The sequence below is a fragment of the Pseudaeromonas sp. HNCC25DJ180 genome, assembly GCF_055413345.1.
In genome coordinates, this window is the sequence record NZ_JBVAYF010000001.1 from 381,897 (window position 1) to 408,027 (window position 26,131).

Sequence of the window (26,131 nt, forward strand, 5' to 3'; positions counted from 1 at the left end):
CTCCTCTCCCTGCCAAGTGGGAGGCTGGGAGGGGGGGAACGCTTATGCTATCCTTGTCGACCTACTATTGCACCAGCCGGAGCCTTCGCATTCCTCTTGCCACCGGTCATTTGATATAGGAGTCATCATGCTGCAACAGGATATAACACGCGCGGTACGCCATGCCCTGGAAGAGGATCTTGGCGGCCCCCTGGATCCTCATGCCGATATCACGGCCCAGCTTATTCCCGCCGACAAGCAGAGCACAGCCTATGTGATCACCCGCGAAGCTGGCGTCTTCTGCGGTGTAGCCTGGGTGGATGAGGTGTTCTCTCAGTTGGGGGGCCAGGTCACAGTGGAGTGGAAGGTCAAAGATGGCGAGTCGCTGCAGCCTAACCAGGAGCTGTTCCGCCTCCATGGCCCAGCCCGCATCTTGTTAACTGGCGAGCGCACGGCGCTCAACTTCGTGCAGAGCCTCTCCGGCGTCGCCAGCCTGGTTGCCCGCTATATGCAAGAGATAGCCGGCACCCGTTGCAAACTGCTGGATACCCGCAAGACGGTGCCTGGCCTGCGCAGTGCCCTGAAATATGCCGTCACCTGTGGCGGCGGCACCAACCACCGCATGGGACTCTTTGATGCCTATCTTATCAAGGAGAACCATATCCTCGCCTGCGGCGGCATAGCCCAGGCCGTTGCCACTGCCCGGGAGCTAAACCCCGGTAAGCGAGTGGAGGTAGAGGTAGAAAACCTGGACGAGCTGCGTCAAGCCCTGGCCGCCCAAGCCGACATCATAATGCTGGATAACTTCCAGGTGGAGATGATGATCGATGCCGTAGCCATCAACCAGGGGCAGGCTAAGCTGGAAGTATCAGGCAATGTCAGTTTGCAGACCATACGCAGCTACGCCGAGAGTGGCGTCGACTTCATCTCGGTGGGGGCATTGACCAAGCATGTCCACGCCCTGGATCTCTCCATGCGCTTCGTCTAGCCTGATAAGAGCAGGCCCATGTCTGTTTCAACTAGCTCACAAATAACCAAATTTTTTGTGGTTTGTGAACTTTTGCAATTTTTTGTACTGCCCTAATACCAAAGCGTGAGCAACTGAGCTTTACTCTTTGGTATGCCTCACAAAATTTTAACCCAGCGGAGGTTTGGCGTCATACGACTATAGGCGTGGCGCACCAATGGCGCTATTATCAGACCACGGTGAACATCACCTACATCCCCCAGGATAGTTAACGTAAGGAAACCTACAGATGAAGAAACAAACCGGTTTTACCCTGATCGAATTGATGATAGTTGTCGCTATCGTCGCCATTCTGGCTGCCATCGCGCTACCGGCGTATCAGAACTATACCAAGAAAGCGAAGATGTCTGAGCTGGTCGCAGCAACTGGTGCCCTGAAAACTCAAGTAGAGCTATGCATGCAGAGCAACGGCGCAAGTAATTGCGGTAATAGTACTAACGGGATGCCTGCAGCTACTGCAGTAACATCTGGTAATGTAAATCTGACATATACTGGAGCAACATCAGGTAGTGCCGTAACGATCAAAGCAGCGCCGAAGAATGGGACCGTACTATCTCCACTGCTAACTACCGATATTTTCGTATTAACGGCATCAGCAGCGATTCCTATGGTTTGGACTAAATCCTGTACTGCTGCAGGCGCTGGTCAAACTGATTATTGCCCATAAATATAGCTTTTGCCGCTAGAATAATATATGGGCGGAGTTTCCGCCCATTATCTGTAACCCTCAATTTGGGTGGCTTTAGGAGCGAATTAATTTAATGACTGCCTCCCCCAATAGTGGCCTAGCCTTAAGTTTGGTGGCCTCGGCGCTGCTAAGCGATGAAGACTCGAGAAAGTACAGTGCGGAAGCGCGCCAGCAGCGCAAGCCGCTGATCACTTTTTTGGTAGAAAACCGCATTCTCGCCAGCGCCGCCCTGGCCGAGTTTTGCGAGCAGGAGTATGGGATACCTCTGCTGGATCTTGATGCCTTCGACCTCAACGAGATCCCGCAGAAGTACCTCAATCAGAAGCTCATCGAAAAGCACCACGCCCTCCCCATCTACACTCAGGGCCATACCCTCTATGTGGCCATGTCCGACCCCACCAATGTGGCGGCGCTGGAAGATTTCGGCTTCAGCTTTGGCCTGCATACCGAAGCCCTGCTGGTGGATGAGCTGAAATTACAGAAGGCCATCACCCGCCTCACCGAGGGGGAGGATCAAGCCCTCGGCGTCGACGCTCTCAACGAGAGCGAGATTGGCGACCTGGAGGTCAGCGACGAAGAGAGTCGCCTGGACGAAAAAGCCTCGGCCAACAGCGATGACGATGCCCCCATAGTCAAGTACATCAACAAGGTTCTGCTGGACGCCATCCGCAAGGGCGCCTCGGATCTGCACTTCGAGCCCTATGAGCACAAGTACCGCATCCGCTTTCGTATCGACGGTATCTTGCACGAGATCGCCAGCCCACCGGTGAATCTGGCCAACCGCTTCTCCGCCCGCCTCAAGGTCATGGCTCGGCTGGATATCGCCGAACGGCGACTACCCCAGGATGGTCGCATCAAGCTCAAGGTGGCCAAGAACAAATCCATCGACTTGCGGGTCAACTCGCTGCCCACCATGTGGGGCGAGAAGATAGTGCTGCGTATTCTCGACTCCTCGGCGGCCCGCCTGAATATCGATCAGCTGGGCTATGATCCCGAGCAGAAGGCCATCTATCTCAAGGCTCTGGCCAAACCACAAGGCATGATATTGGTAACAGGCCCCACCGGCTCGGGTAAGACGGTGTCGCTCTATACCGGTCTCAATATTCTCAACACCAATGAGCGCAACATCAGTACGGCGGAAGACCCGGTAGAAATCAACCTGGCCGGCATCAACCAGGTGCAGATCAACCCCAAGGCGGGGCTCACCTTCGCTGGGGCCCTGCGCGCCTTCTTGCGTCAAGATCCGGATGTGGTGATGGTGGGGGAAATCCGCGATCTGGAAACCGCCGAGATCGCCATCAAGGCGGCACAAACCGGTCACCTGGTGCTCTCTACCCTGCACACCAACTCAGCCGCCGAAACCCTGACCCGTATGATGAACATGGGGGTGCCCGCTTTCAACATCGCCTCCTCTGTCTCTGTCATCATGGCCCAGCGCCTGGCACGCCGCCTCTGTGATCGCTGCAGGGAGCCGGAACACATACCGCCCCATGAGCTACTGGAGCTGGGCTACACCCAAGCACAAATCGATGCCGGATTGCAGCTCTACAAGCCGGTGGGCTGCAGCGAATGCTCAGGCGGCTACAAGGGGCGGGTCGGGATCTACGAGATCATGCCCATGTCCGAGGCCCTGGCCAACCTCATAATGGAAGGAGGCAACTCGCTACAGATTGCCGCCCTGGCCCAGAAAGAGGGGATGAAAACCCTGCGTCAATCTGGCCTGGAGAAGGCCAGGCAGGGGATCACCAGCCTGGCTGAAATCAACCGGGTCACTACCAGCTAGAACTCGCCGCTAGGCCACCACTCAGTATCATGGCAGCCACTGTGGCAGAGCCACACAGACAAGGATCCGTTATGGCATTGGCACCCAGGGATAATAAAGCGCAAGGCAAGAAATTCTTTGCATTCAAGTGGGATGGCGTTAATCGCAAGGGACAGAAGGTCTCCGGCGAGATGCAGGCGGAGAACCCCAATCAGGTCAAAGCCGAATTGCGCAAACAGGGCGTTACCGTCAGTAAGGTCCGCCGCAAGTCCGTATCGATTCTCGATAAGTATACCAACACCATCAAACCCATGGATATCGCCATGGTGTCGCGGCAGATCACCACCATGCTGGCGGCGGGTGTGCCTCTGGTGCAGACCCTGCAACTGCTCTCCCGCAGCCATGAAAAGATTAAAATGCGCGAGCTGCTGAGCGCGGTTTGCGCCGATGTGGAGAACGGCACGCCCCTCTCCCAGGCGCTGCGCAAACACCCCCGCTACTTCGATGATCTCTACTGCGATCTGGTGGAAGCAGGTGAGCAATCCGGCGCCCTGGAGCAGATCTACGATCGTATCGCCACCTATAAGGAGAAGGCCGAAGCCCTCAAGTCCAAGATCAAGAAGGCCCTCTTCTACCCGGCCATGGTGATCCTGGTTGCCATTATTGTTACCTGTATCCTGCTGCTCTTCGTGGTGCCGCAATTTGAAGATATCTTCAAGAGCTTTGGTGCCGAACTCCCCGCCTTCACTCAGATGGTGATCGGGTTATCGCGTTTCATGCAGCACTACTGGTGGGTCTTTTTTGGTGGTGTCGCCATCGCGATCTTTCTCTTCGTCCGCGCCCACCGCAAGTCGCAGGCGGTGCGGGATAGAACCGATAGATTCATGCTCTCCATCCCGGTGATCGGCATGATACTCGACAAAGCCTGTCTCGCCCGCTTTGCCCGCACTCTGGCCACCACCTTCGCAGCCGGTATCCCGCTGGTAGAGGCTCTGGTCTCGGCCGCGGGAGCCTCGGGCAATGCTGTCTACCGCAACGCGGTATTCGCCGTGCGCAATGAGGTAATGGCAGGGATGCAGATGCACATCGCCATGCGCACCGTGGAGGTATTCCCGGACATAGTCACCCAGATGGTGATGATAGGCGAAGAGTCCGGATCCGTTGACGACATGCTCTCCAAGATAGCTGGTATCTTCGAGCAACAGGTGGATGATGCGGTCGACGCCCTCTCCAGCCTCATCGAACCTTTTATCATGGTGGTGCTCGGCGTTCTGGTTGGCGGCTTGGTGGTCGCCATGTACCTGCCCATCTTCAAGCTGGGTAGCGTCATTCACTAAGTACTATCTTGCCGCCCCCTCTTGGCGGTGGCGGCGTACGGGGCACACCAGGTTGTGCCCCTTTTATTTGAGATTTAATCATGCCACAACTGGAACTGCTCGCCTCACAACTGCCTTGGCTCTACTACTCGCTCATCACCCTGCTGGGTCTACTGGTCGGCAGCTTCCTCAATGTGGTGATCCACCGCATCCCCATTATGTTGGAGCGCAGCTGGCGCCAGGAGTTCAACGACTATTTTGCGAGTGATAGCTCTGACCCAAAGTTGCCTGATAAGGAGTCAGCAGAGCTTGTCCAACCCGCCTACAATCTGGTGGTGCCTCGCTCTGCCTGCCCCCACTGCGGCCACGCCATCACAGCACTGGAGAATATTCCGCTCATCAGTTGGCTCTGGCTAAGAGGCCGTTGCCGTGGCTGCCAAGCCCCCATCTCGCCACGCTACCCTCTGGTTGAACTGCTGACTGGCCTGATTTCCCTGGCTATCGCCCTGACGCAGCCCCCTGGGCTGGCGTTGCTGAGTGCCCTGCTATTGAGCTGGGTCTTGGTCGCCCTCACCTTTATCGATTTGGACAAGATGTTGTTGCCCGATCAGTTGACCCTGCCCCTGCTCTGGCTTGGTTTGTTGCTGAATCTGGGGAGCACCTTTGCCTCACTCTCCGATGCGGTGATCGGCGCCGCCGCCGGCTACCTGGTGCTCTGGTTACTCTATTGGGGCTTCAAGCTGCTGACCGGCAAAGAGGGAATGGGCTACGGTGATTTCAAACTGCTGGCCGCCTTGGGCGCCTGGCTGGGCTGGCAGAGCCTACCCCTTATCTTGATCCTCTCCTCCCTGGTCGGAGCCGTGGTGGGTATCACACTGATCGCCCTGCGGCGCCATGAGCAGGCGAACCCCATCCCCTTCGGCCCCTATCTGGCCATGGCGGGCTGGATTGCCCTGCTCTGGGGCGAACAGCTTATCCACTGGTACTGGCGATTGCTGGCATGAGTCGCTGGCGGCTGGGGTTAACGGGAGGCATAGGCAGCGGCAAGAGCACGGTCGCCGCCCTGTTTGCCCAACAAGGCATAGCGCTGGTCGATGCAGATCTCATGGCCCGTTTGGTGGTGGCACAGGGCCAACCCGCCCTGAGCGCCATAAGCCAACACTTTGGCCCCGAGCTCATCACCCCCAGTGGTGAGTTGGATCGTGCCACATTGCGCGCCCGAGTATTTAATCATCCCGAGGAAAAGCAGTGGCTAGAATCCCTGCTGCACCCGCTGATCCGGAGCGAGATGGAACGCCAAAGTGAGGCAGCTACATCACCCTATGTGATTTGGGTGGTCCCCCTACTGTTCGAACAACAGTTACACCGCTTGGTCCATCGCACTCTGGTGGTGGACGCCAGCGAAATGACCCAAGTGGCGCGAGCCTGTCGGCGGGATGGCAGTGACCCGGCCCTCATCCGCCAGATCATCGCCGCTCAACTGCCAAGAGCCGCGCGCTTGGCCTTGGCCGATGATGTGATCGACAACGAAAACAGCGATTCCCAAGCCCTTTCTCTGGCGGTGATGCAGTTACACCAAAACTATTTACACCTCGCCACTCAACAAGCAGGGTAATTGCCATTACACTCACCCCCACACCGAGATAACGGCTAGGACAAGATGCTGACTTACGAATTTCCCCTCAACGAAAAGAGCCGTACCTACTTGCGCTTCGATACGCTGTTTGAGCAGTTGATGGCCACTCGGGATATGACTCATCCCTGGCAGTCCTTGAGTTTCTTCAAGGCGCTGTTTGATTTTATCGAGCTCTCCGAACGGTGTGACATTCGCTCCGATCTGATGAAAGATCTGGAGAAGCAGCGTCAGAAGATCGATGCCTGGCGGCAACTGCCGGAAGTGGATCTGGCCAAGCTGGAGCAACTGCACCAGGAACTGAGCACGCTCATCCAGGAGCTGCCACGCTCGGTGCGCGCGGGTAGCCGCTTCAAAGAGGATAAGTTTCTCTGCGCCATTCGGCAGCGTTTTGCGATTCCAGGTGGCCTCTGCCCCTTTGATGTGCCCATCTTGCACCACTGGCTGGGGCTCGAACTGCCGCTGCGTCAATTGGATGTCACTAGCTGGCTGAATGAGCTGGACCTGCTGCGCCGCGCCAACCTGCGTCTGTTGCAACTGTGGCGGGATAGCAGCCATTTCGTGGCCGTCAGTGCCAAGAATGGTTTCTATCAAGATAGCGCCGAAGGAGCCGAATTCATTCGTCTGCGCCTGGATCCCAAGCAGGGGCACTATCCCACTGTGAGTGGCCACAAGAGCCGGTTTGCCATCCGCTTTCTCCCTCTGGGTGATATGACCACAGGCGACATCGCCTTCGAGCTGGCAGCCAACTGAGTCGAGACCAGAGATTGAGAGAGGAATAAATATGGTCAGCCAAGTTCAATGCCCTACCTGCCGCAAACCGGTGGAGTGGTCAGAGAAGAGTCCGTTTCGCCCCTTTTGCAGCAAGCGCTGCCAACTTATTGATCTGGGCGAGTGGGCCAATGAAGAGAAACGGATCCCGGGCCAGAGTGGTTCAGCCCCCCAGTTTCCGGATGCCTGGCCCCATGAGGCTGAAGAGTAAGCAAGATCCGATACTCAAAGGGCCGGCTTTTCATCCCTGTATGACCCGCAGGGTGATAGGCTGATTCGCCTCAGGGAAATCGTAGTTAACCAGATCAGGCCTTGCGACCCACAGGCCTGGTTGTCCCTCTTTGCCATAGGGTGAGCCGCTAAACGCCGTGACTCGCCACACATCCAGCAGTACCGCCTTATCCGCGTAGTCATGCTCGATCTTGAGCAGGGGTTCACAGGCTTCTACCTCTATGCCTATCTCTTCGAACAGCTCGCGTTTGAGCGCCTGTTGCAGGGTCTCCCCCTCCTCCACCTTACCGCCAGGAAACTCCCACTTACCGGCCTGATGCTGACGTGCCGCCCGCTGACAGATAAAGATCTGATCCTGCTCGTTCTCTATGACGCCTACCGCTACCCAGAGTCGCTTTTTTTCCTGTCGTACCAAGCTCATTACCCTACTCACCTGCGTGAACCAAGCGCCAATGTTACCGCCGAAAATGGCTCCGGCAAGCCATAATAGAAAAGGGGGCGACTTTCGTCGCCCCCATAGGTCTTAGCTGTCCGAATCCTTGAACAGTATTGCTCCCTGCAATCCCTGACTAAGCTCGTCCTTTAGTCTCTCCACTTCCCAAATCCGTTGGGGTGTCCTTTAGCCATCCTGGCATAACGAGTCATCCTGGCCCGCTGTGCTATCTCCCTCCTGGGAGGTGTCCTTGCCCACATCCTGTGGGATTCCTTGCGCCTTACCTTGGCAGCCAACCATCCTGGTCAACTTCAGTGCGTCCTGCCTTATTAATACTAAGCGTCCTGCATAAATCGGCAATAGCCCACGCAGGCAGCAAGCGTTGCAAAAACAGAAGAGAATAAATAAACAGGCTTTAAATCAATGCGTTATATATTTGCGCGCCGTTTGTCCTGCAGCAGAAACACACTTTCTCTTACAGCAATCATGGCGAATGTCTCACACGCACAGCGGGAGAATTGGGAGGGAATAAACCAAAGAGGAACTGGGGGCAAAGCAGTAAAATTCTTATCCTCAGTCTGGCAAAGAATGAAAACGATGCCAACCCTGCTTGGGCATATACATACAAAAAATGTGAATCAAATACGGTTTTAGCCATTAACGCAGGTGCTATGCCCCTAAAAATACAAAAGAAAAAGGGGTGACCTAGGCCACCCCTTAGAGTCTTGAACTATTCGGTCTGCTGGTTCTACTCCATGAACCCATAAGCTCCCTGCCTCTCCGTGACCAGCCCTTCCCTCTGGCAATCCACTTCCCATCCTGGGGTGTCCTGCTTGCCATCCTGGCACACAACAGATCCCGCTATTGTGTTCTCTCCTTCCTGGAGACCCTCCATCCACTCGCCGTGGTGTTCCCTGACTCATCCTTGACAAGCCGCCGTTCCTGGCCGCTCCTCTACATCCTGCCCCATTGATACTAGGCGTTTTACGCCAGGGCTCAATCACCCACAGCAGGATATTTCTCATCAATACCGAGCTGAATATAATTTAATACAATATAAATCAATACATTAGGAATAAAGGTCAGTGTTTGGCGCACATCTAAAACCACATTAGCCCGCAGTCGACATGGCAAATATCTCACAGCAGGGCACGGCAAATAGCGGCCCCCATGACAGCAGGCAACGAGAGAGTGCAGGTGCTACTCAGTGGTCAGATGGTTGTTGCGGGCCTTATGGTAGAAGTCGGCCCCCCTGGCGATCATCCGCAGCTGAAAGATGATGCGTTCGGCCAGCTCGTGGCGCGCCTCTTCGTCCAAATCCAGGGCATAGGCCCCGGCATTGAAGACCAGAGTAACCATGGCTTCAGCTTGGACGAAGGCTTCGGTGCTGGAGAAACCTGATTTTTTTTGCAGCTCATCAGCCAGCTCGGCGATGAAATGCTGGATCTCGCGCAAGACAGCCTGACGAAAAGCGGCTGAGGTGCCGGAGCGCTCCCGCAGCAGGAGGCGAAAGACGTTAGGGTTGCTCTCGATAAACTCCATGAAGGTGAGCACGGAAGTCCGAATGACGCTACCCCCTCGGCTGGCGATGCGCAATCGCGCCTGGCGCATCAACTGCCGCAGGGTCAGCCCGCCCTCATCCACCAGGGTCAGCCCCAACTCGTCCATATCGCGAAAGTGCCGATAAAACGAGGTAGGAGCAATCCCCGCCTCTCGCGCCACCTCGCGCAGACTGAGGCTGGAGAAACCCCGTTCGGCATTCAATTGCGTGAACGCCGCCTCGATGAGCGAGCGTCGGGTCTTTTCTTTTTGCTGAGCGCGAATACCCACAGCCTGTCTCGGAAGAGAAAACGGGGGTCAATCATACCGTTTTCCCCCAAATGAGCCAAATGACGGCGTAGAGCCAGATGCCGGGTAAAAAGTGGCGCCGCGCTACAGCAGCCCGCGTAGTGGCAACCAACTAGCCAACCGAACCCAGACGCGTTGCCAGAGCGATGTCTCGGGCTCCTGGGCGCCCTCCGGCCAGTGCACCGCACCCTGCTGCAGGTGCAAGCGCCAACTGGAGTCAGCCCCCAGCTGCTGCGTCAACCAGTCAGCCAGGGCCTGCGCCAGCTCAGGTCCATGCAACAGTACGGCGATCTCGGTATTGAGGTAGCTGGAACGAGGATCCAGATTCAGGCTCCCCACCAGCACATGACTGTCGTCAAACAGCGCTAGTTTGGCATGCAGGGCTCGTGAGCCACCCGGCCTCAGTTCATACAGAGCCAAGCCCGCCTGCAGCAAACGCCGCCGACTGTTTAGATAACCGGCATAGGCCAGCGGCATGTCGGTGCTGGCCAAGGAGTTGGTCAAGAGCTGAACTGCCACACCACGCCGCGCCAGACGCCGCAGGGCGCGGTAGAGAGGGCGAGTGGGCACCAGATAGGGGGAAACCACCCGCAGGCTCTGCTGCAACTGGGCGGTCTGCGCCAGCAGTGCCTGGGTAGCCGCCGAGGGTCCACGATGCAAGCGCAGCCGCTTGTCCGGCGGATCCAGCACCATCTGCGCCGCCACCGGATACCAGTGCAACGAGCTCAGACACCCGGTGAGCAGGTGGGGTGCCACATCGAAGATGTGGGCCACCTCAGGCTCTAGCATGGCCAGTAGGAACTCATTGTGGTTTTCAGCCATCGCCGTCGGCACCCGAAACCAACTGAGCCTATGGCTGACATGGCTCCAACCGCCACGCCAGTAGCTCAGGAAGCCGCGCGCCAGATCGCCGCAGATGGGCCCGCGTAGTACCACGTCCAGATCGACAAAGTGCCAACTGGCACTGCGCAAGCCAAAGTAACCATCGCCTATGTTGCGCCCGCCCACCATGGCCCACTCGTCGTCCACCACCAGCAACTTGTTATGCATACGGTGGTTCAAGCGACGAAAGCTCAGCAGCACCTCCAGGGGCCAGAGCCAGGGACGCGCCAGACGTAACCAGAAGGGATTGAAGAGACGCACCTTGATATTAGCCTCGGCGGCCAGAGACTCGAGATAGCGATTGCTGCCGGAGTAGAGATCATCCACCAGCAGTCGAACCTTGACACCGCGCCGGGCGGCCTCGATGAGGGCGCCCAGCAACAGCTTGCCACTGACATCCTCTTCCCAACTGTAATATTGGGCGATGATGCTGTAGCGCGCCTCGCGGATCAACGCCATACGCAACGCCAGTGCCTGCTCTCCGTCGCAGACCAGCGTTGCCTGATTACCCTCGCGCAGAGGTGTGGAGCGGTATGATGTGGATTGACTCATTGGCTGCCACGCTATCGACCGCAGATGAGCCGAGCATAGCGACTGACAGTAACGCGGCATAGAGTTTGCGTAAGCTTGGCGAGAAGTTTCATGGCTTCGTCATAAAACGCCGTCACCATGCCAGCAACACCATAGCGAAAGGAGGCTTCTCCATGGCTTATCATCCAGAACCCCAGCTCCGGGAAGAAAACGGGGATCGCATCCTAGAGGATCAGACGCAACTACTGACGAGTCGGCTCACTGCGGCAGGTCGCCGCCCCCCGCCACCCGCCAGATTCAGACCCGAGCCACCGGCATGGGGGCGGTGGACAGAAATGGAGCCCCAACTGCCGACACACTGCACCTCTCTGGGATATTTTTTATCTCATCCAGATCAACGACTCATGCACCACATGACCGAGGAGTCCCAAATGACCGAGGCGTCTAAATCGGCTTGTCACTGACGGGCCATGGCACTCATCTCGCAACCCGTACCTTACCCCGGCCGGTAGAGCTTGGTCTTTTGCGCGAGAAGATCATAGGAGCGGCGATAAGCCACATAGCGGCTGGTGACATTTTTTACATAATTAACGGTTTCGGCTCCCACGCGGCTGGCGGCCACTCGCTCCACATGGCCAAACCAGACATTGCCATCGAGCCCGCGGCGCATGGCCTCCTTGCGGTATGCCGCAATACGGTTTGGTCCGGCATTGTAGGCGGCCAGAGCAAACAGCGCGCGGTTATGCTCATCCATATTGGCATCGGCAAAGTAAGTATCCATTATGTAGCGCATGTACTTGGTGCCCGCATGAACGTTGTTCTCCAACGAACGGATATTGCCCACATTGATGTAGGGTTCGCTCGCCGTGCTGGGCAATACCTGCATCACCCCCAAGGCGCCTTTACTGGAGCGCGCCCCCTGATCCAGGGTGGACTCCTGGTAGGCCTGGGCCAGTAGCATCAGCCAGTCCAGATCATAGCGATCACCATAACGTTGAAACAGGCTGGCATACTGGGGGTAAGTCGGTTTGCTCCAGCCCATCTGATTGCGGGTGCTGAGCTGATAGCGGCGGGCAACCTGCGTCCCCTGCTGCAGATGACGGCTGTAGAGCGCCCGCCCCTTGGCGCCCTGCGCACCATATTCGGCCAGGAAGGCATTCACCTCACTCGCCAACTGGGGGCTGTTCTTGCGGAAGGCCCAGGCCGTAGAGCTATGGGAGCGTAGTGGCAAGGCTCGATGAAAGTGCAAGCCAGGAAAGGCTTGCCCCCACAGCTTGGCCTTGTGACTATCCACCAGGGTCATGGCGATCTCGCCCCGGCTCACCATGGCCAGCAGATCGCTATCCTGCAGACTCTCATCCACCAGCTCAATCTTGACCGGTGCCAACTGCAGACCAGCCAGCGCATCATTCAGCGTCAGCAGACTCTCATAATAACTGGAGCTGCGCCGCACCCAGACTTGCTTGCCTGCCAGCTCATCGAGTCGGGTTAAGGGCTGCGCCAACCGGCGGCTCACCAGCCACTCCTGCAGGCCGCTGTTATCCGGGTTGGAAAAGTCCGCTAGCTTCAGGCGATTCTCAGTCGGAGTGAGGCTGGCCAGCGCCAGATCCCCCTTCCCCTCATTGAGCATGGGCAACAGCTGATCATGCCGCACCGGCAGAAAGACCACATGCATATTCAGGGAGTTGTTGTGAAAGTAACGGCGATCCAACCAGCGTTCAAATTCACGCATCAGGCTGACGGTCAATCCATCCTGACGTCCCTGGTTGAGGTAAAAATAGGAATTATCATAGACTACCAACACTCGCAGCTGACGGTGTTCAAGTAGTGAGTCCAGATCGCCCTGGTGCGGCAACATCTTCTCCGCCATGGGGTCAGCCCAAACCGGAGCGATGAGACCAAGCAGTAAGAAGAAGCTCAGAATTCGGTTTTTCATCGCGTATTGTCGCTCATTGGTTCATTTAAACGAGTGATTAGACCCGAGCCAAGGTAAACGAAAGCTGAACGACATGGCAAATCAGGAAGATACAGGGGGGCGGCAGGCCCCCCTGAATGTGACTCAGATCGCGCGGGAGCGCATCTCGAAGATGAGTTTTTCGGCAGTGCAGCTAAATTGCAGAGCCACGGCCAGCGTGAAACGGCCAGAGGCTTCACTCACCTGCTTGGCGACCGTTACCTCGGGATATATATCACGAGCCAGCGCCTCATACTTGGCCAAACGAGCCTCGGCACTGGCCATATCATCAGACTCAATCGTGAAGTTAAGGGAGTCATCCCCCTCGCCGATCACGGTACCGATCTCGGCCGCACAACCACAGGCTTCACAGGTCTCTTGCACATGCTCTTCGACTGACATAACGCTCTTCTCCTCTTCGATTTACACCGAAATAAAGTGACAATCCTGTTTTGAGTGTACGCTGCTTGGCGCTAAAAAGGTATGGCAAAGCCTTGTTTAGTGTGGGGCCTCACTCTTGCTCGGCGCCATGTTCCACCTTCCCCTCCTGGGCCAGCATCAACAAGAAAGCATACTCCTTGGCCACATCCCGCAACTGATGGTAACGGCCCGACTTGCCACCATGGCCGGCACTCAAGTCCATGCTGAGCAGCAGCAGATGGTCATCGCGCTTGGTGGCGCGCAACTTGGCCACCCACTTGGCGGGCTCCCAATATTGCACCTGGGAGTCGTGCAAGCCACTGACCACCAGCAGGTGGGGATAGGCCTGAGCCTTGAGCTGATCGTAAGGGCTATAAGACTTGATGTACTCATAGAAGAGGGGATCATGGGGGTTGCCCCACTCATCGTACTCTCCTGTGGTGAGCGGGATGGTCTCATCCAGCATGCTGGTCAGCACATCGACAAACGGCACGGCGGCGATCACCCCACGGTAGAGTTCGGGAGCCATATTGATCACGGCTCCCATCAACAAGCCACCGGCACTGCCGCCTTCGGCATAGACCTGAGCTTTATCGCCATAGCCGGCCGCCACCAGACCGCGCGTGACGGCGATAAAGTCGGTGAAGCTGTGCCGTTTTTGCAACAGTCGGCCCTGCTCATACCACTGCCGCCCCAGCTCCTCGCCGCCACGGACATGGGCTATGGCATAGACAAAGCCCCGATCCAGCAGGCTGAGCCGCACCGAACTGAAATCGGGCTCCTCACTCATGCCATAGGCGCCATAGCCATAGACGAGCAGGGGGTTATACCCGGGCCGATAGAGGCTCTTGCGATAGACCAGAGAGACGGGAATGCGGGCCCCATCTTCGGCACTGATCCAGAGTCGTTCACTGGCATAGCGACTGGCATCGAAATCCCCCAGTACCGCCTGCCGCTTCAACAATTGCTGCCCACCTGTAATCAGATCCATCTCATAGGTAGAGACGGGCGTAGTCAGTGAGCTGTAACCATAGCGCAAGCTCTTGGCGGCCGGGTCAGGGTTATACCCCAGCCAGGTGACGTACGCGGGTTCGGCAAACTGTACCCGCCGCACCTCCTCACCCTCCAGGCTCAGCTGGCGCAGCCGAGTCAGGCCCTGTTCCCGCTCCTCCACCATAATGGCATTCTCGAACAGCTCGAATTGCTGGAATAGTTGCTGAGTACGCACCGGCAGCAGCGTCTGCCAATGCGCTTCAAGGGCGGAGTCTGCCCGATAGAGGGCAAAGTTGTTCCCTTCGCGGTTGGAGCGGATATAGAAGTGGCCCTGAAAGTGGTCCAGGTGATACTCATGGCCGCGCCTGCGCGCCAGAAAGGGACGGGGCGCCTGCTCGGGGTGATGACTGGGAATGAGCAGTACCTCGCTGGTCAATGTGCTATCCAGCACGATCAGCACATACTCCTCGGAGCGGCTCTCCCCAAGGCTCAGGTAGAAGCTCTCATCCTGTTCGGTATAGACCAGGCGATCGGCGCTCACCGCCTCACCCAAACTGTGCTGCCACACCTGATAGGGGAGCAGGGTCTCCTCATCCAGACGCACATAGAAGAAACTCTGGCCATCGGCAGCCCACACCACCTCCCCTGAGCTGTTATCGATCTGCTCAGGCAACCAGTGCCCATCCACCAGGCTGCGCACCAGGATACGATACTGACGCCGGGAGAGGGTGTCCTCACTGACCGCCAGATGGCGATCATCTGGACTCACCTCCAGGGAGCCCAGGGCATAGAACTCACTCCCCTCGGCTCGGGCATTGGCATCCAGCAACAGCTCGACTGGCGCCTGCTGGTTGCCCAACTGCCGTTCATAACGGGGAAACTCACTGCCATGCTCATAACGCGTGCGATACCAGTACCCCTTGTACCAGTAGGGCACAGAGCTATCATCGGGCTGCTGCCGGGCCACCATCTCCTCAAACAGCTGCTGCTGCAGAGGCACAGTCGGTGCCAACACGGCATCGGTATAGCGATTCTCTGCCTGCAAATAGGCCAGCACCTGCGGTGAGGAGCGAGTATCGTCCCGCAGCCAGTAGTAGGGGTCGATACGAACATCCCCATGCTGAGTCAGAAGATGAGGTTCGGTGGGGGCCACCGGTGGATGCGGAATAGTGGGGTGAGCCATAACAACCTGGCAGCAAACAAGAGTGAGCCAACATACTACCAAAAGCGGCCCCCCCTGCAGAGTCCCTCTCCTGATTGAATCTCGCCACATGAGTTACGCTCCTGTGTACGACCCGATCCGCTATGCTAAACAGAAAGGCCAGTATGGAAGCAGAGCGCGTCGAATGCCATCCACCGCCAAGAAGGATTGCGCCCCCCTTTCTTAGGCCCTAGACTGAGCCTGCGCGCCGGGGCTTAAAAGGGAACTAGCTCTCCGGCCGGACGACTCTCCCGCTCCCCGCTAACGTGTATCCCTGTTTCCCGGAGCCTAGTGCCTGCATGAAAAAGATATTGATCCTGTTTGCCCACCCAGGGTATCACCGCTCCCATGCCAACAAGGCCCTGCTGCAGGCGCTGCGCAACATGGAAGGCGTCACAGTCAACGATCTGTATCAGGTCTACCCCAACATGTTTATTGATGTGGCCCGGGAGCAACAACTTTTACTGGAACACGACATCATAGTGTTTCAACACCCCTTTTATTGGTACTCCTGCCCGGCCATCCTCAAAGAGTGGATGGATCAGGTGCTGGAGTATGGCTTCGCCTTTGGCCCAGAAGGGCACGCCCTGCGCAACAAGGCGCTACTGTCGGTGATCACCACGGGCGGGAGCCATGAATCCTATACCTCCATGGGGCATAACCGGCGGGCGGTCAGCGAATATCTGCTACCCTTCCGCCAGAGTGCCTGGCTGTGCGGCATGCAATACCTGCCCCCCTTCGTGCTCTACTCCTTTCACACCATCCAGGATGTGCAACTGCTGCGCAACACGGCGCGCCAATATCGCCAACTGCTCGAGGCGTTGCGGGATGACAAGCTGCCCCATGACGATCTCAAACGCGCCACCTACCTGACCGATCTGCTGGAGGTGCTGTCATGACCGAGGGTCTGCTGTTTGACGCCTTCATCTTTCTGACCGCGGCCGTCGTCTCTGTGCCCATCGCCAAGCGGTTGGGGCTGGGCTCGGTGCTGGGCTATCTCATTGCCGGCATCATTATTGGTCCCTTCCTGCTGAATGTGGTGGGGCAGACCGACAACGTGATGCATGTGGCCGAGTTTGGCGTGGTCCTGATGCTGTTTCTTATCGGCCTGGAGCTCAAGCCCGCCCTGTTGTGGCAGCTCAAGGGGCCGATCCTCGGCATAGGAGCCAGCCAGGTGGCACTGACCACAGCCGCCATTGCCAGTGTGGGGCTAGCCTTGGGGTTGAACTGGCGCCAGGCGCTGGCCACCGGCATGATCTTGGCGGTCTCCTCGACGGCCATAGTGCTGCAAAGCCTGAACGAACGGCGGCAATTGAAAACCGAGGCGGGCCAGACCAGTTTTGCCGTGCTGCTGTTTCAGGACATAGCCGTCATTCCCATGCTGGCCTTGATCCCTTTACTGGCACCCCGCGCCATGCCGGGTACCACCTCCACGCTGGCGGGCTGGCAAGATGGTCTGCTCATCGCCGGCGTCATCTGCGGCATCATACTCGGCGGTCACTACCTGATGCGGCCCGTGTTCCGCTTCATTGCCCAATCCGGCCTGCGCGAGATCTTTGTCGCCGCGGCACTGCTGCTGGTCATCCTCATCGCCCTGGCCATGCAATCGGTGGGGCTCTCCCCGGCACTGGGCACCTTCCTGGCGGGTGTGGTACTGGCGGAGAGCGAATACCGGCATGAACTGGAGGCCAACATAGAGCCCTTCAAGGGGCTGCTGCTGGGGCTCTTCTTCATCTCGGTCGGGGCGGGGATCAACTTCCATCTGCTGTGGGCCAACCCCTGGACTGTGCTGGCCCTGCTGGGGTTGCTGACCCTGATCAAGTGTCTGGTGCTCCACGCCCTAGGCGCCCTGTCACGCATGCACCCCTCCCACCGCTGGACCTTCGCCCTGGCGCTGGCCCAAGGCAGCGAGTTCGCCTTCGTGTTACTGGTGCTGGTTGGTAATGGCCAACTCTTGCCAGGGGAGACCGTCGCGCTGCTCACCCTGGTGGTCGCCCTCTCCATGGCCCTGACACCCGTGTTGCTCATCATCAACCAGCGCTATATCCAGCGCCATTATGTAGACAAAGATGAAGAGCGGGAGGCCGACAAAATAGTCTCCCAAGATAACCCGGTGATCATAGTGGGCTTCGGCCGCTTCGGTCAGGTCGTCGGCCGACTGCTGCACGCCCATGGCATAGACACCACGGTACTGGACAACGATGTGGGCCATATCGATGTGCTGCGCAAGTTTGGCTACAAGGTGTTCTATGGCGATGCCGACCGGCTGGATCTGCTCTATGCCGCCGGAGCCCATAAGGCCAAGCTGATGGTGGTGGCGGTGGGCAACCCCGCCAAGTCGGTGGCGGTATGCGAACTGGCTCAGAAGCATTTCCCGCAACTGACGCTACTGGTGCGGGCCATCGACCGGCCTCATGCCCACCAACTGCTGCAGCTGGGCGTGGATATGGTCTATCGAGAAACCGTGGGCTCAGCGGTAGATCTGGGGGTCAATGCGCTGAAGGCGCTAGGTTTTCGCGCCAATCAGGCCTGGCGCGCCGGACAGACCTTCAAACAGCAGGATGAGAAGCTGCTGCGCGAGCAGACCGCCTTCATCGATGATGAGAACATGTATATCACCAAGAGCGTCCAGTACCGCCATATCCTGGCCGAGATGCTTAAGGCCAATCAGGAGGATAAACGCAGCGAGCTGATGTCTGCCTGGGAAAACAGCCCCGAGGCCACATCGGAGGAGACAGAACCCGTGCAGCCCTTCTTTGCCTCGAAAAACCGCGGCAACATGAGTTCCAACGGTGATCACTCCTAAGCCAGGGCCAGCGAAATCAAGAGGCATGCAATAACAGAAGGGGGAGCCTAAGCTCCCCCTTCTTGTTTTATCTCAGGCTCAACTCTGCCTATTTCTGGCAGAAAATGCGTACCGCCTCTTTGGCGCTGGCCATGGTCTGCTCCGCCGATTCCCCTTTCAGACGCTCACTCTTACCGGTTGCCGGATCCACTGCGTAGACCCCCTGCATCTGATAACGAGCCAGCACCGAACGATAATAGGCACAGCTCTCCTGCTGCTTGCTGAGGGGAGCCTCATCCACCGGCAGCTTAGGCTTAACCAGCAGGCGATTATCCGTCGGCACAGGTTGCATAGTGCCACTGGGGTTAGCCAGCCACTCACCCACCGGATCCACATCCTCTTTCGGCGGCTGACTGGAGAAATTCTTGATCCCCTTGTTATCGTCCCATGAATAGAGGTGTTTGGTTTCCCCATGGACCATTGGTGATACCAATAAGATACCGCTGAATATCCAACCCACGCTCCAGAATGCCCGAGTCATAGCTCCTCCTGAGTGACGCATCCCTAAACTCCGATCAACCCACCAGCACCTTAGGCAGGCAATTGAATGTGCTCTGTATTGTTTCACTATGACACTATTTTGCAACTCAAGCGACGATCGAGACCACATCTGGTCTTTTCTCATACATTCGTGTATACATTAAGACTGTATGTTTATACAGACAGGAAAGTGTATGGCAGTCGAGATCAAATATGTAGTGGTTCGTAACGGCGAGGAGAAGATGACCTTTGTCAGCAAGAAAGAGGCCGATGCCTATGACAAGATGCTGGATCTGGCCGATGAGCTGACTCAGCTACTGGCGGGGGCGCCTGTCGCCCTGGACGAAAGCCAGCAGGAGGGGCTGGCCCTGTTCCTGGCCCAGCAGCGTGAGCAACTGAGCCTCATCCTCAAGGGGGGCAAACTGGCGGCAGAAACTGAGGCCACCGAAGGAGAACCCGGCCCTAAACGCCGCCGAAGCAAGCACGACGAGGGAGAGGCAACATCAGAGTAGGACACGACGGACCCGCCCACCCCGCTTGCGCCTTGCGTTAACCCGCAGCGGCCGACTTGCGATTGGCGGCCTTACTCTCCAAGGCCGCTTGTTGCAGCGCCTCTATCTGCTGAGTCGCCGGGATCGGTGCGGTAGGCAAAGGATTGCTCAACAACAGGCTGCGCCAGCTCGGCTCCTGATAGAGGCTATTGGAGGAGCGAGGATCCAGCATGATGGCGATGAGAGCACCTTGGGGCTGATCTGTGCTGATCTTAATGTCACCGGGTTTCAATTCGGCCTCCACCAACTTCTCATCCAGGGTCACATCCAGCCAGTCTCGGGTACCTGGATTGGTCTGCGCGGCAATGGCGAGGCCGGCCACCCGCTGCTGCTGCAGGGTCAGCAGCTCCTTGCCAACCACCACCTGATAGTCGATATGATGGCGATCCAGCCAACTCTTGAAGCGTTTGGTCTGGCTGCGAATGACGTATCCGGCGGGTATCTCACCTATGCCATTGATCGCCACCTGATCCTCCAGGCGGAAGCGCTTGACCACCTCCAGCCCCTTACTATCGGTCAGGGTCACCGGCACCTTGGGCTGATCCTGATTCGGCGTGAAGCGATACTGCAGCACGTAACGCTCCTCGCCCTCCTGCCCTTCCCACTGCTGGCTGGCCTGCCGCGTCAATTGCTGGATATGCTGGCGATCCTGATCGACCAGGATTAGCGCCTGCTCCACACTCAGCAACTGTTTGCGCACCCGCTCGGCGATATTCATGGGGGTTGGATACTTGCCCAGGCTGTCATGACGATTCTCAAACAGCACGGTCAGCGCCCCCTGCATGGCCGCATAGTTGCGGAAATTGCTGAGGCTCAAGCCACCCCGCCGCACCGGATCGCGCAGGGAGTAGATCTCGTTGTAGCGTTGTGCCGGCACGCCCGCCCGGGAGACCCGCTCTATGAGCCGAGGCAAGTATTGCTCATTGGCATAGTCACTGAGGTTGGCATCCAGATTGGGATTATTGCCCACCTCAAACTGCGCATCTGTAGTGGTCTTGAACCCCTCGATCGGCGTCAACGGGTACTTGTCATTCCAGGTTTCATGCAGATCCATTACCACATCTGGCTTGAAGCGCGCCAGGGCATCTATGTAGATACGGGTCTCTGGCGACTCCACAGCAATGAAATCCAGATTCGGATTTTCATCCTTGGCATTCAGGCGACGGTTCATATCCCGCCCATCCGGATTGGCCAGGGCCACCACCACGAAGTTCATCCGCGATACCAGCGGGCGCAGATCACCATCCAGCAGACGGCGAGCCAGGATCTGCAACACCTCGGTGCCCGATGGCTCATTGCCATGCTGGGAACCCAGCAGCATCACGGTAGGTTTATCCTTGGCGCGGCTATTGGTCGAGAGAAAGGGGAGACCTTCAGAAACCAGCAGGGCATCAATGGAGCGCCCCCCCGCCGACACCCCCAACTGGGTCATGCGAGCCAAGGGGGAGTCCTGAGCCAGAGTGCGCAAATAGCCAGAAACCACAGCCGCCTTGGGCAATGGCTTCTGCGGTGCCAGTTCAAAGGGGGTCAGAGGCAACGAAGCCTGGGCAGGCAACGTATAGATCAGCGCACAGAAACAAGCACTCCAGAAGAGCTTCATGAACAATCCTTTACCTAACAATGTCAATCCAATCGGATAGGGCCAAACCTGGGGGCTTGAGCCAAAGCAATGGGATCCGGGTCACACTCCCATTGCGCGCATTATAGGCAATATCTGCCGCCAGCAAAGAGGCAAACCGAAACAAAGCATCATATCGAGCACCAGGTCCGAAAAATAACACCGGCCGCAGCCGGTGTTGTGAAATCCCAGAATACGGTTATTGGCCTAAAACCGACGATACGCCCCGCAACTGCGCCGGAGAGAAGCTATAGCCCTGCGTCGTCCAGCGGGAGAAGACGCCGATATCGTAACCCTGGACCAGCATTATCTGGATGGCATCCACCTCGTTGGCATCCGGCAGGCTGGTGACGATGCGCGTGGCCAACTTCTTCGCCAGAGCCGCATCCTGAAGCCGGTTCTGGGTCAAAAAAATCTGGGCCGTGATGAAACGCCCTGCGTCATGGCCAGCGTCGGCCCCGATGAGCGTCTTTTGGGCGGCAATGGTAATAGCCGCCCTTGTGACGTCCGGCTCTTGTTGCAACAGCTGCTGGGTTGCCAGCAGATTCCGGAACAGGGGCGTTTGCGCCAGATTAAGGGTGAAGAAGGGAACCGCCGCAGCCACTATGAGGATCAGCCCCACTAATCGCAGATGCCAGGGCCAGATGGGCTCGCGCTCGCTATCACTCGCCAGCGATGCGGCGTTGACCACAAAGGAGCCAACCGCCAGATCATGCAGCGACTGCCGCGTTCTGCGGTTAAAGAGATAGAGATATATGATGCTAAAGAGGCCACCGAATAGCAGCACCGACAGCGGCACCATCAGATAGAGGTTGGTTGCCAAACCGCCCGGATCGATCCCGTTTAGCGCAAAGGGCATGGCGAGAATGGCCGCGCGGACCATGCCGCGAGGCAGGGAGAGCAACTGGTTGGCTCCATCCACGACCCGGATCTTCAATAGCCGCTTACCCAGGGTCTGGCCATTACCCAGACGACTATTCAACACCCCGAAGTAACCCAGCTCAATGATAAAGCCGAGCCATCGCCCCCACGATCCCAGGGCGATAAACTGCTCGCTAAAGAACAACCCCAGCAAAAAACCAACCACACCCAGCAGCAGCACATCCACCACCAGCGCCCCCAGCCGACGCCAAAACCCGCAAATTCCCTGTTGTTCGTTACTCACATTCACTCCCTGTTTTTTAGCGCTGATCACCCAGCATGAATCAAGCCTAGCCTGGCCTCGCCCGCCAAGGGGCATGGCAATATTGAGTCTCCATGCTACCCGTAGCAGCGTCACTTGAATATTCCTGCCGAGCGCTAGGTTAATAAGACCGGCAGAGACCAAGCCGTTAACTATCCAGAACACACAAAACATCCACCGGCTTGGATTTTCATCCGAGAGTGTCAGTCCATGGTTTTCCAAGCGTTACAGCAGCAGGTCGACCCAGACCAGACGGTGATCCGAGCTCAGCGCTGCCAACTCCCGCTCTTGGGCATCCGCCAGCAAGTACCGCTGCGGCTCGGCGCTGGCGGGCCAATAGACCCCCGAGGCCACAAGCTGCAGTTGGTGACTGGGCAGCACATAGTCCAGGCGCAGGCCGCGCAGGTGAGTCCAGTGACAGGCGAGCACGGCGGCGGCGGGGCGGGAGCGTAGAGAGCCATACTGCTCCCCCCCTAACGAGGCAGGGGTCAGCCGCCCTTGGGCCACCTCAGAGTGCAGACGGGGATGCGCCAGCAGGGCACGAATAGCGCGGCGATCGCCGTCGCCCGCCAGCGGATCGGCATTCAGATCCCCCAGCAGCACGAAGTCGGCCTCAGGGGCCAGACCGCTCCCGACGCCCGCATCATCACAGAGATAGTCGGCGCCACTCAGGTAGTCACACCAGAGGCGGATCTCGTCATGATTGCGCCTCTTGTTGCGCCGCTCGGCCCCGTCGAATACCGGTGGCACGGGATGGCTCATCAGCAGATGCAACCTGCGATGCGGCAGTTGCACCTGAAGATCCACATGATTCTTGGAAGAGAGGCGCAACTGGGCTAGCGCCGCGGCTGAATAGTAGTCACCCAGGCCGGAGCCGGGCTGCCGATCTGGCAGTGCGGCCCCCGGCATCCGGGCCCAGAGAAAGTGACGAAAGGTGCGCACGCTATCCAGCAGCAGAGGATAGCGGGAGAGCAGCAGCATGCCGTACTGACCAGGGAAGGCACCGAAGCCCTGGCCATCGCTGGGCAGAGTCAGGCAGCCATCGCCATCCAGATCGACCTGACTGAGCAGGCCGGTATTGGTGGGAATAAGCCAGGCATAGGGGTAATCAATCGGTTCGGCCCCGCCTTGGCTGGCCCCCAGATACGCCTGGCGGAACAGGGTCAGGGCACGCTCGTCCCTTCCCTCCCCATCGTGATCAAACTCGGTGAGCAGCACTATATCCGGCCGCACCCGCTGCAGTATCTCGGCGCAGTGCTTGAGCTGCACCTCCCCATCCCGCAATGCCTGCCATAACCCACCCGCCGTGGGGCGAGAGAAGCTCAGGTTGAAGGTGGCGATACGCAGCGGGAGCGGGCTACTCATGCCAGCACAAAACCTATGGCCAGCAAGAGATTGAAGAGCAGGCTACCCAGAGCCGTCTGCTGCAACTGCTGGTTCAGGCGTTTGGGATCCCGGCTGCGCTGCACCACATAGGCGGCACGCAGCAGGGGCAGATAGCCCAAGACAAATAGCCAGGGCCAGGGAGAGATATTCTTGAGCAGCAAAAACCCCGAGGTCAGACTCCCCGCCCCCAGCACCAGCAACCAGTGATAGAGCCGGGCCCGGCTCGCCCCCAGGCGTACCGCCAGGGTCAGCTTGCCGGCGGCGGCATCCGTGGTTAGATCCCGGATATTATTGATGTTGAGCACGGCGGTAGCCAGTAGACCACAGCTGGCGGCAGGCAGCAGCAGCAGGGGATCCAACTGCTGGGTGAAGAGGTAGTAGGAGCCCATCACCCCGAGCAGACCGAAGAAGATAAATACCGACAAATCCCCCAAGCCCCGGTAGCCATAGGGACGACGCCCCACCGTATAGGTGACCGCCGCCAACAGCGCCAGACCACCAAACCCGATGAAACTCAGCAGGGCCCGCCAATCATCACCAAACGCCGAGCGCAGCAGGCTCAGGCCGCTGACCACGGCGGCAAGGGCGGTCACCCCCATGGCCCAACGCATCTGACTGGCCGTGATCAGGCCGGAGACCACGGCCCGGGTCGGCCCCACCCGCTCGGCATTATCCGCCCCGGAGACGGCATCGCCATAGTCGTTGGCCAGATTGGAGAGCAGTTGCAGCAGTATGGCGGTCAGCAGACAGAGGAGGAAGATAGGCAGGCGAAACGCCCCAGCGGCCGCAGCCAGGCCACTACCCAAGAGCACGGAGGAGCAGGCCAGGGGCAGGGTGCGCAGACGGGCGGCCAGTAGCCAACTGGAAACAGAGGCAGATGACATGAGTGGGAGTACCCCTAGCAATGTGTTTACCCTCCGGCCACCAGCCCCTATACTGGGCCGTCAGGCCGATCCGAAGGCGTCAGGAAGTGGCGTACTATACCGGATCTCGCCTCTTTTTTGCAGTTTCGCCGCACCGCCGGCCCTTACCATCCGTGCACTCATCCCATGCTGGCTCAGACACGACTGATTGAAAGACTCACCCTCCTGCAGCAACCCGACCTGACCGGATTCGTGCGTCTGCGCGAACCCCTGGATATCACCTCCTTCACAGGTTGGCTCAAGGGGCAGACCCTCTACCCTCGCATCTATTGGCACGCCCGGGAGCGCGATAGAGAGTTCGCCACCCTGGGCGTACTGCGCGAGATCCGCGATGAAGATCAACTGGCCCAGCTCAGCGCCCAACCCAAGCCGGTGGCGGGTAGCTGGCCCCGTTACTATGGCGGCCTGGCCTTCGACAGCCAGGCCAGCCTGGCGTCTGCCCCCCACTGGCAGGAGTTTGGGCGCTGCCGCTTCATACTGCCGCGTATCGAGCTCATTCGTCAGGGCAACCAGACAGAGCTGGTCTGCAATCTCTGGCTGGAAGCCGAGCCACAACTGCGCCAGATTGAGCTAGCCGCCGCCCGTGACGCCCTGCTGTCCATAGCCCCGGAAGCCACCCTGGCGCCCCTGCCCGCCGTCGCCTTCACCCGGCAAGATAGCCCGGAGCCGGCACTCTGGTCCCAGTTGGTACAACAGTTGACCGAGAGTCAGCATCTAGCCCAGTTACCCAAGGTGGTGCTCGCCCGGGAGAGCCAACTGGCGATCAAGCAGCAGCCCAACCCCTGGGATCTGCTGGCCGCCCTGCAGCCGCTGACCCCGGCCTGCTTCCACTTCGCCTTCCAGTTCTCGGCCCAGAGTTGTTTTCTCGCCAGCTCGCCCGAGCGCCTCTATCGGCGCCACGGGCAAGAGTTGGAGAGCGAGGCGCTGGCGGGCACTATCATCCGCACCGGAGATGCCGCCGAGGATGATGCCCTGGGTCTGCAACTCTTGGCCGACAACAAGAACCGGCTGGAAAACCGCCTGGTGCATGCCGATATCCTGACTCGACTCGAAGGGCTGGCCGAGCAGGCCAACCTGTCGGCGGCGCGCATCCTGCGCCTGCGTCGCTTGCAACACCTGCGCCGGGATATCACGGCCAGACTCAAACCCGGTGTCAGCGACGCCCAACTGCTCACCGCCCTGCATCCCACACCAGCGGTGGGCGGCACCCCCAGACGCAAGGCCCTGGCCTATCTGCGCGAGCATGAGCCCTTTAGTCGCGGCTGGTATGCCGGGGCCTGTGGTCTCATCAGCGATGATGTGGCCGAGTTTGCCGTGGCCATCCGCTGCATGCTGCTGACCGGCGATACCCTGCGCCTCTACGCCGGGGCCGGCATAGTGGCAGGCTCTGAGCCTGCCGCCGAATGGCAGGAGCTGGATGACAAGCTGGCCAACCTGCTGGGCCTGCTGCTGCAGGGCACTCAGGTATGACAGGTA

23 protein-coding genes are annotated in these 26,131 nt (G+C 58.4%); 12 read left to right on the top strand and 11 right to left on the bottom strand.

What is annotated here, in order from left to right; all coding sequences use genetic code 11:
• The first annotated feature begins 127 nt into the window (after positions 1-127).
• From nadC to yacG, 8 genes are all read left to right on the top strand, one after another.
• Positions 128-967, top strand: coding sequence for a carboxylating nicotinate-nucleotide diphosphorylase (nadC, locus tag ACZYTD_RS01770; protein ID WP_463888371.1), 840 nt, complete (start codon positions 128-130; stop codon positions 965-967).
• 268 nt (positions 968-1,235) lie between these two features.
• Positions 1,236-1,673, top strand: a complete 438-nt coding sequence (locus ACZYTD_RS01775; protein ID WP_463888373.1) for a pilin — start codon at positions 1,236-1,238, stop codon at positions 1,671-1,673.
• 94 nt (positions 1,674-1,767) lie between these two features.
• Positions 1,768-3,477 (top strand): type IV-A pilus assembly ATPase PilB, encoded by a 1,710-nt coding sequence (gene pilB / locus ACZYTD_RS01780; RefSeq protein WP_463888376.1) that lies wholly within the window; start codon positions 1,768-1,770, stop codon positions 3,475-3,477.
• Between the two features lie 71 nt (positions 3,478-3,548).
• Positions 3,549-4,793 carry a type II secretion system F family protein gene (locus tag ACZYTD_RS01785; RefSeq protein WP_463888378.1) on the top strand — a complete coding sequence of 415 codons (1,245 nt, stop codon included), beginning with the start codon at positions 3,549-3,551 and terminating at the stop codon, positions 4,791-4,793.
• Positions 4,794-4,873: 80 nt separating this feature from the next.
• The gene (locus ACZYTD_RS01790) at positions 4,874-5,776 is read left to right on the top strand and encodes a prepilin peptidase (protein ID WP_463888380.1); all 903 of its coding nucleotides are present in this window, start codon (positions 4,874-4,876) and stop codon (positions 5,774-5,776) included.
• Positions 5,773-6,387 (top strand): dephospho-CoA kinase, encoded by a 615-nt coding sequence (gene coaE, locus ACZYTD_RS01795; protein ID WP_463888383.1) that lies wholly within the window; start codon positions 5,773-5,775, stop codon positions 6,385-6,387. Before ACZYTD_RS01790 ends, coaE begins: the two co-directional genes overlap by 4 nt.
• A gap of 45 nt (positions 6,388-6,432) precedes the next feature.
• On the top strand, positions 6,433-7,158 hold the full coding sequence (gene zapD / locus ACZYTD_RS01800) for a cell division protein ZapD (protein WP_463888384.1): 726 nt from the start codon (positions 6,433-6,435) through the stop codon (positions 7,156-7,158).
• A gap of 31 nt (positions 7,159-7,189) precedes the next feature.
• Positions 7,190-7,387, top strand: a complete 198-nt coding sequence (yacG, locus tag ACZYTD_RS01805; RefSeq protein WP_463888387.1) for a DNA gyrase inhibitor YacG — start codon at positions 7,190-7,192, stop codon at positions 7,385-7,387.
• A gap of 30 nt (positions 7,388-7,417) precedes the next feature.
• Here yacG and mutT read toward each other — a convergent pair whose 3' ends face one another.
• The 6 genes from mutT to ACZYTD_RS01835 all read right to left on the bottom strand — a co-directional run bounded on the left by mutT (position 7,418) and on the right by ACZYTD_RS01835 (position 15,651).
• On the bottom strand, positions 7,418-7,828 hold the full coding sequence (gene mutT, locus ACZYTD_RS01810) for an 8-oxo-dGTP diphosphatase MutT (protein ID WP_463888391.1): 411 nt from the start codon (positions 7,826-7,828) through the stop codon (positions 7,418-7,420).
• Positions 7,829-9,040: 1,212 nt separating this feature from the next.
• The gene (fabR, locus tag ACZYTD_RS01815; protein ID WP_463888393.1) at positions 9,041-9,670 is read right to left on the bottom strand and encodes an HTH-type transcriptional repressor FabR; all 630 of its coding nucleotides are present in this window, start codon (positions 9,668-9,670) and stop codon (positions 9,041-9,043) included.
• Between the two features lie 102 nt (positions 9,671-9,772).
• A complete protein-coding gene (locus ACZYTD_RS01820; RefSeq protein ID WP_463888395.1) occupies positions 9,773-11,122 on the bottom strand; it encodes a phospholipase D-like domain-containing protein in 1,350 nt (449 codons plus the stop codon).
• A gap of 475 nt (positions 11,123-11,597) precedes the next feature.
• On the bottom strand, positions 11,598-13,037 hold the full coding sequence (locus ACZYTD_RS01825) for an MltF family protein (RefSeq protein WP_463888398.1): 1,440 nt from the start codon (positions 13,035-13,037) through the stop codon (positions 11,598-11,600).
• A 123-nt stretch (positions 13,038-13,160) separates the two neighbouring features.
• Positions 13,161-13,457 (bottom strand): DUF406 family protein, encoded by a 297-nt coding sequence (locus tag ACZYTD_RS01830; RefSeq protein WP_463888400.1) that lies wholly within the window; start codon positions 13,455-13,457, stop codon positions 13,161-13,163.
• Between the two features lie 109 nt (positions 13,458-13,566).
• Entirely contained in the window at positions 13,567-15,651 is a 2,085-nt protein-coding gene (locus ACZYTD_RS01835; RefSeq protein WP_463888403.1) for a S9 family peptidase, read from the bottom strand.
• 317 nt (positions 15,652-15,968) lie between these two features.
• On the opposite strand from ACZYTD_RS01835, the gene ACZYTD_RS01840 reads away from it, so the two are divergent.
• Positions 15,969-16,568 (top strand): NAD(P)H-dependent oxidoreductase, encoded by a 600-nt coding sequence (locus ACZYTD_RS01840; protein WP_463888406.1) that lies wholly within the window; start codon positions 15,969-15,971, stop codon positions 16,566-16,568.
• On the top strand, positions 16,565-18,475 hold the full coding sequence (locus ACZYTD_RS01845) for a monovalent cation:proton antiporter-2 (CPA2) family protein (RefSeq protein ID WP_463888408.1): 1,911 nt from the start codon (positions 16,565-16,567) through the stop codon (positions 18,473-18,475). The genes ACZYTD_RS01840 and ACZYTD_RS01845 overlap by 4 nt, the downstream gene beginning before the upstream one ends.
• Positions 18,476-18,563: 88 nt before the next feature.
• Here ACZYTD_RS01845 and ACZYTD_RS01850 read toward each other — a convergent pair whose 3' ends face one another.
• Positions 18,564-18,995, bottom strand: coding sequence for a hypothetical protein (locus tag ACZYTD_RS01850; protein WP_463888410.1), 432 nt, complete (start codon positions 18,993-18,995; stop codon positions 18,564-18,566).
• 193 nt (positions 18,996-19,188) lie between these two features.
• Between ACZYTD_RS01850 and ACZYTD_RS01855 the strand changes: the two genes are divergently transcribed.
• Entirely contained in the window at positions 19,189-19,506 is a 318-nt protein-coding gene (locus ACZYTD_RS01855) for a YebG family protein (RefSeq protein ID WP_463888412.1), read from the top strand.
• A 37-nt stretch (positions 19,507-19,543) separates the two neighbouring features.
• Here the strand turns inward: ACZYTD_RS01855 and ACZYTD_RS01860 are convergent, their stop codons facing one another.
• The 4 genes from ACZYTD_RS01860 to ACZYTD_RS01875 form a co-directional block, all read right to left on the bottom strand.
• Positions 19,544-21,145: a M14 family zinc carboxypeptidase gene (locus ACZYTD_RS01860; protein ID WP_463888414.1), complete on the bottom strand. Its 1,602-nt coding sequence runs from the start codon at positions 21,143-21,145 to the stop codon at positions 19,544-19,546.
• Between the two features lie 217 nt (positions 21,146-21,362).
• On the bottom strand, positions 21,363-22,328 hold the full coding sequence (locus tag ACZYTD_RS01865) for an RDD family protein (RefSeq protein ID WP_463888416.1): 966 nt from the start codon (positions 22,326-22,328) through the stop codon (positions 21,363-21,365).
• Positions 22,329-22,571: 243 nt separating this feature from the next.
• Positions 22,572-23,711 carry an endonuclease/exonuclease/phosphatase family protein gene (locus ACZYTD_RS01870; RefSeq protein WP_463888419.1) on the bottom strand — a complete coding sequence of 380 codons (1,140 nt, stop codon included), beginning with the start codon at positions 23,709-23,711 and terminating at the stop codon, positions 22,572-22,574.
• Positions 23,708-24,616 (bottom strand): 1,4-dihydroxy-2-naphthoate polyprenyltransferase, encoded by a 909-nt coding sequence (locus ACZYTD_RS01875; protein ID WP_463888421.1) that lies wholly within the window; start codon positions 24,614-24,616, stop codon positions 23,708-23,710. The genes ACZYTD_RS01870 and ACZYTD_RS01875 overlap by 4 nt, the downstream gene beginning before the upstream one ends.
• Before the next feature lie 165 nt (positions 24,617-24,781).
• On the opposite strand from ACZYTD_RS01875, the gene ACZYTD_RS01880 reads away from it, so the two are divergent.
• A complete protein-coding gene (locus ACZYTD_RS01880) occupies positions 24,782-26,125 on the top strand; it encodes an isochorismate synthase (protein ID WP_463888424.1) in 1,344 nt (447 codons plus the stop codon).
• Positions 26,126-26,131 lie beyond the last annotated feature (6 nt).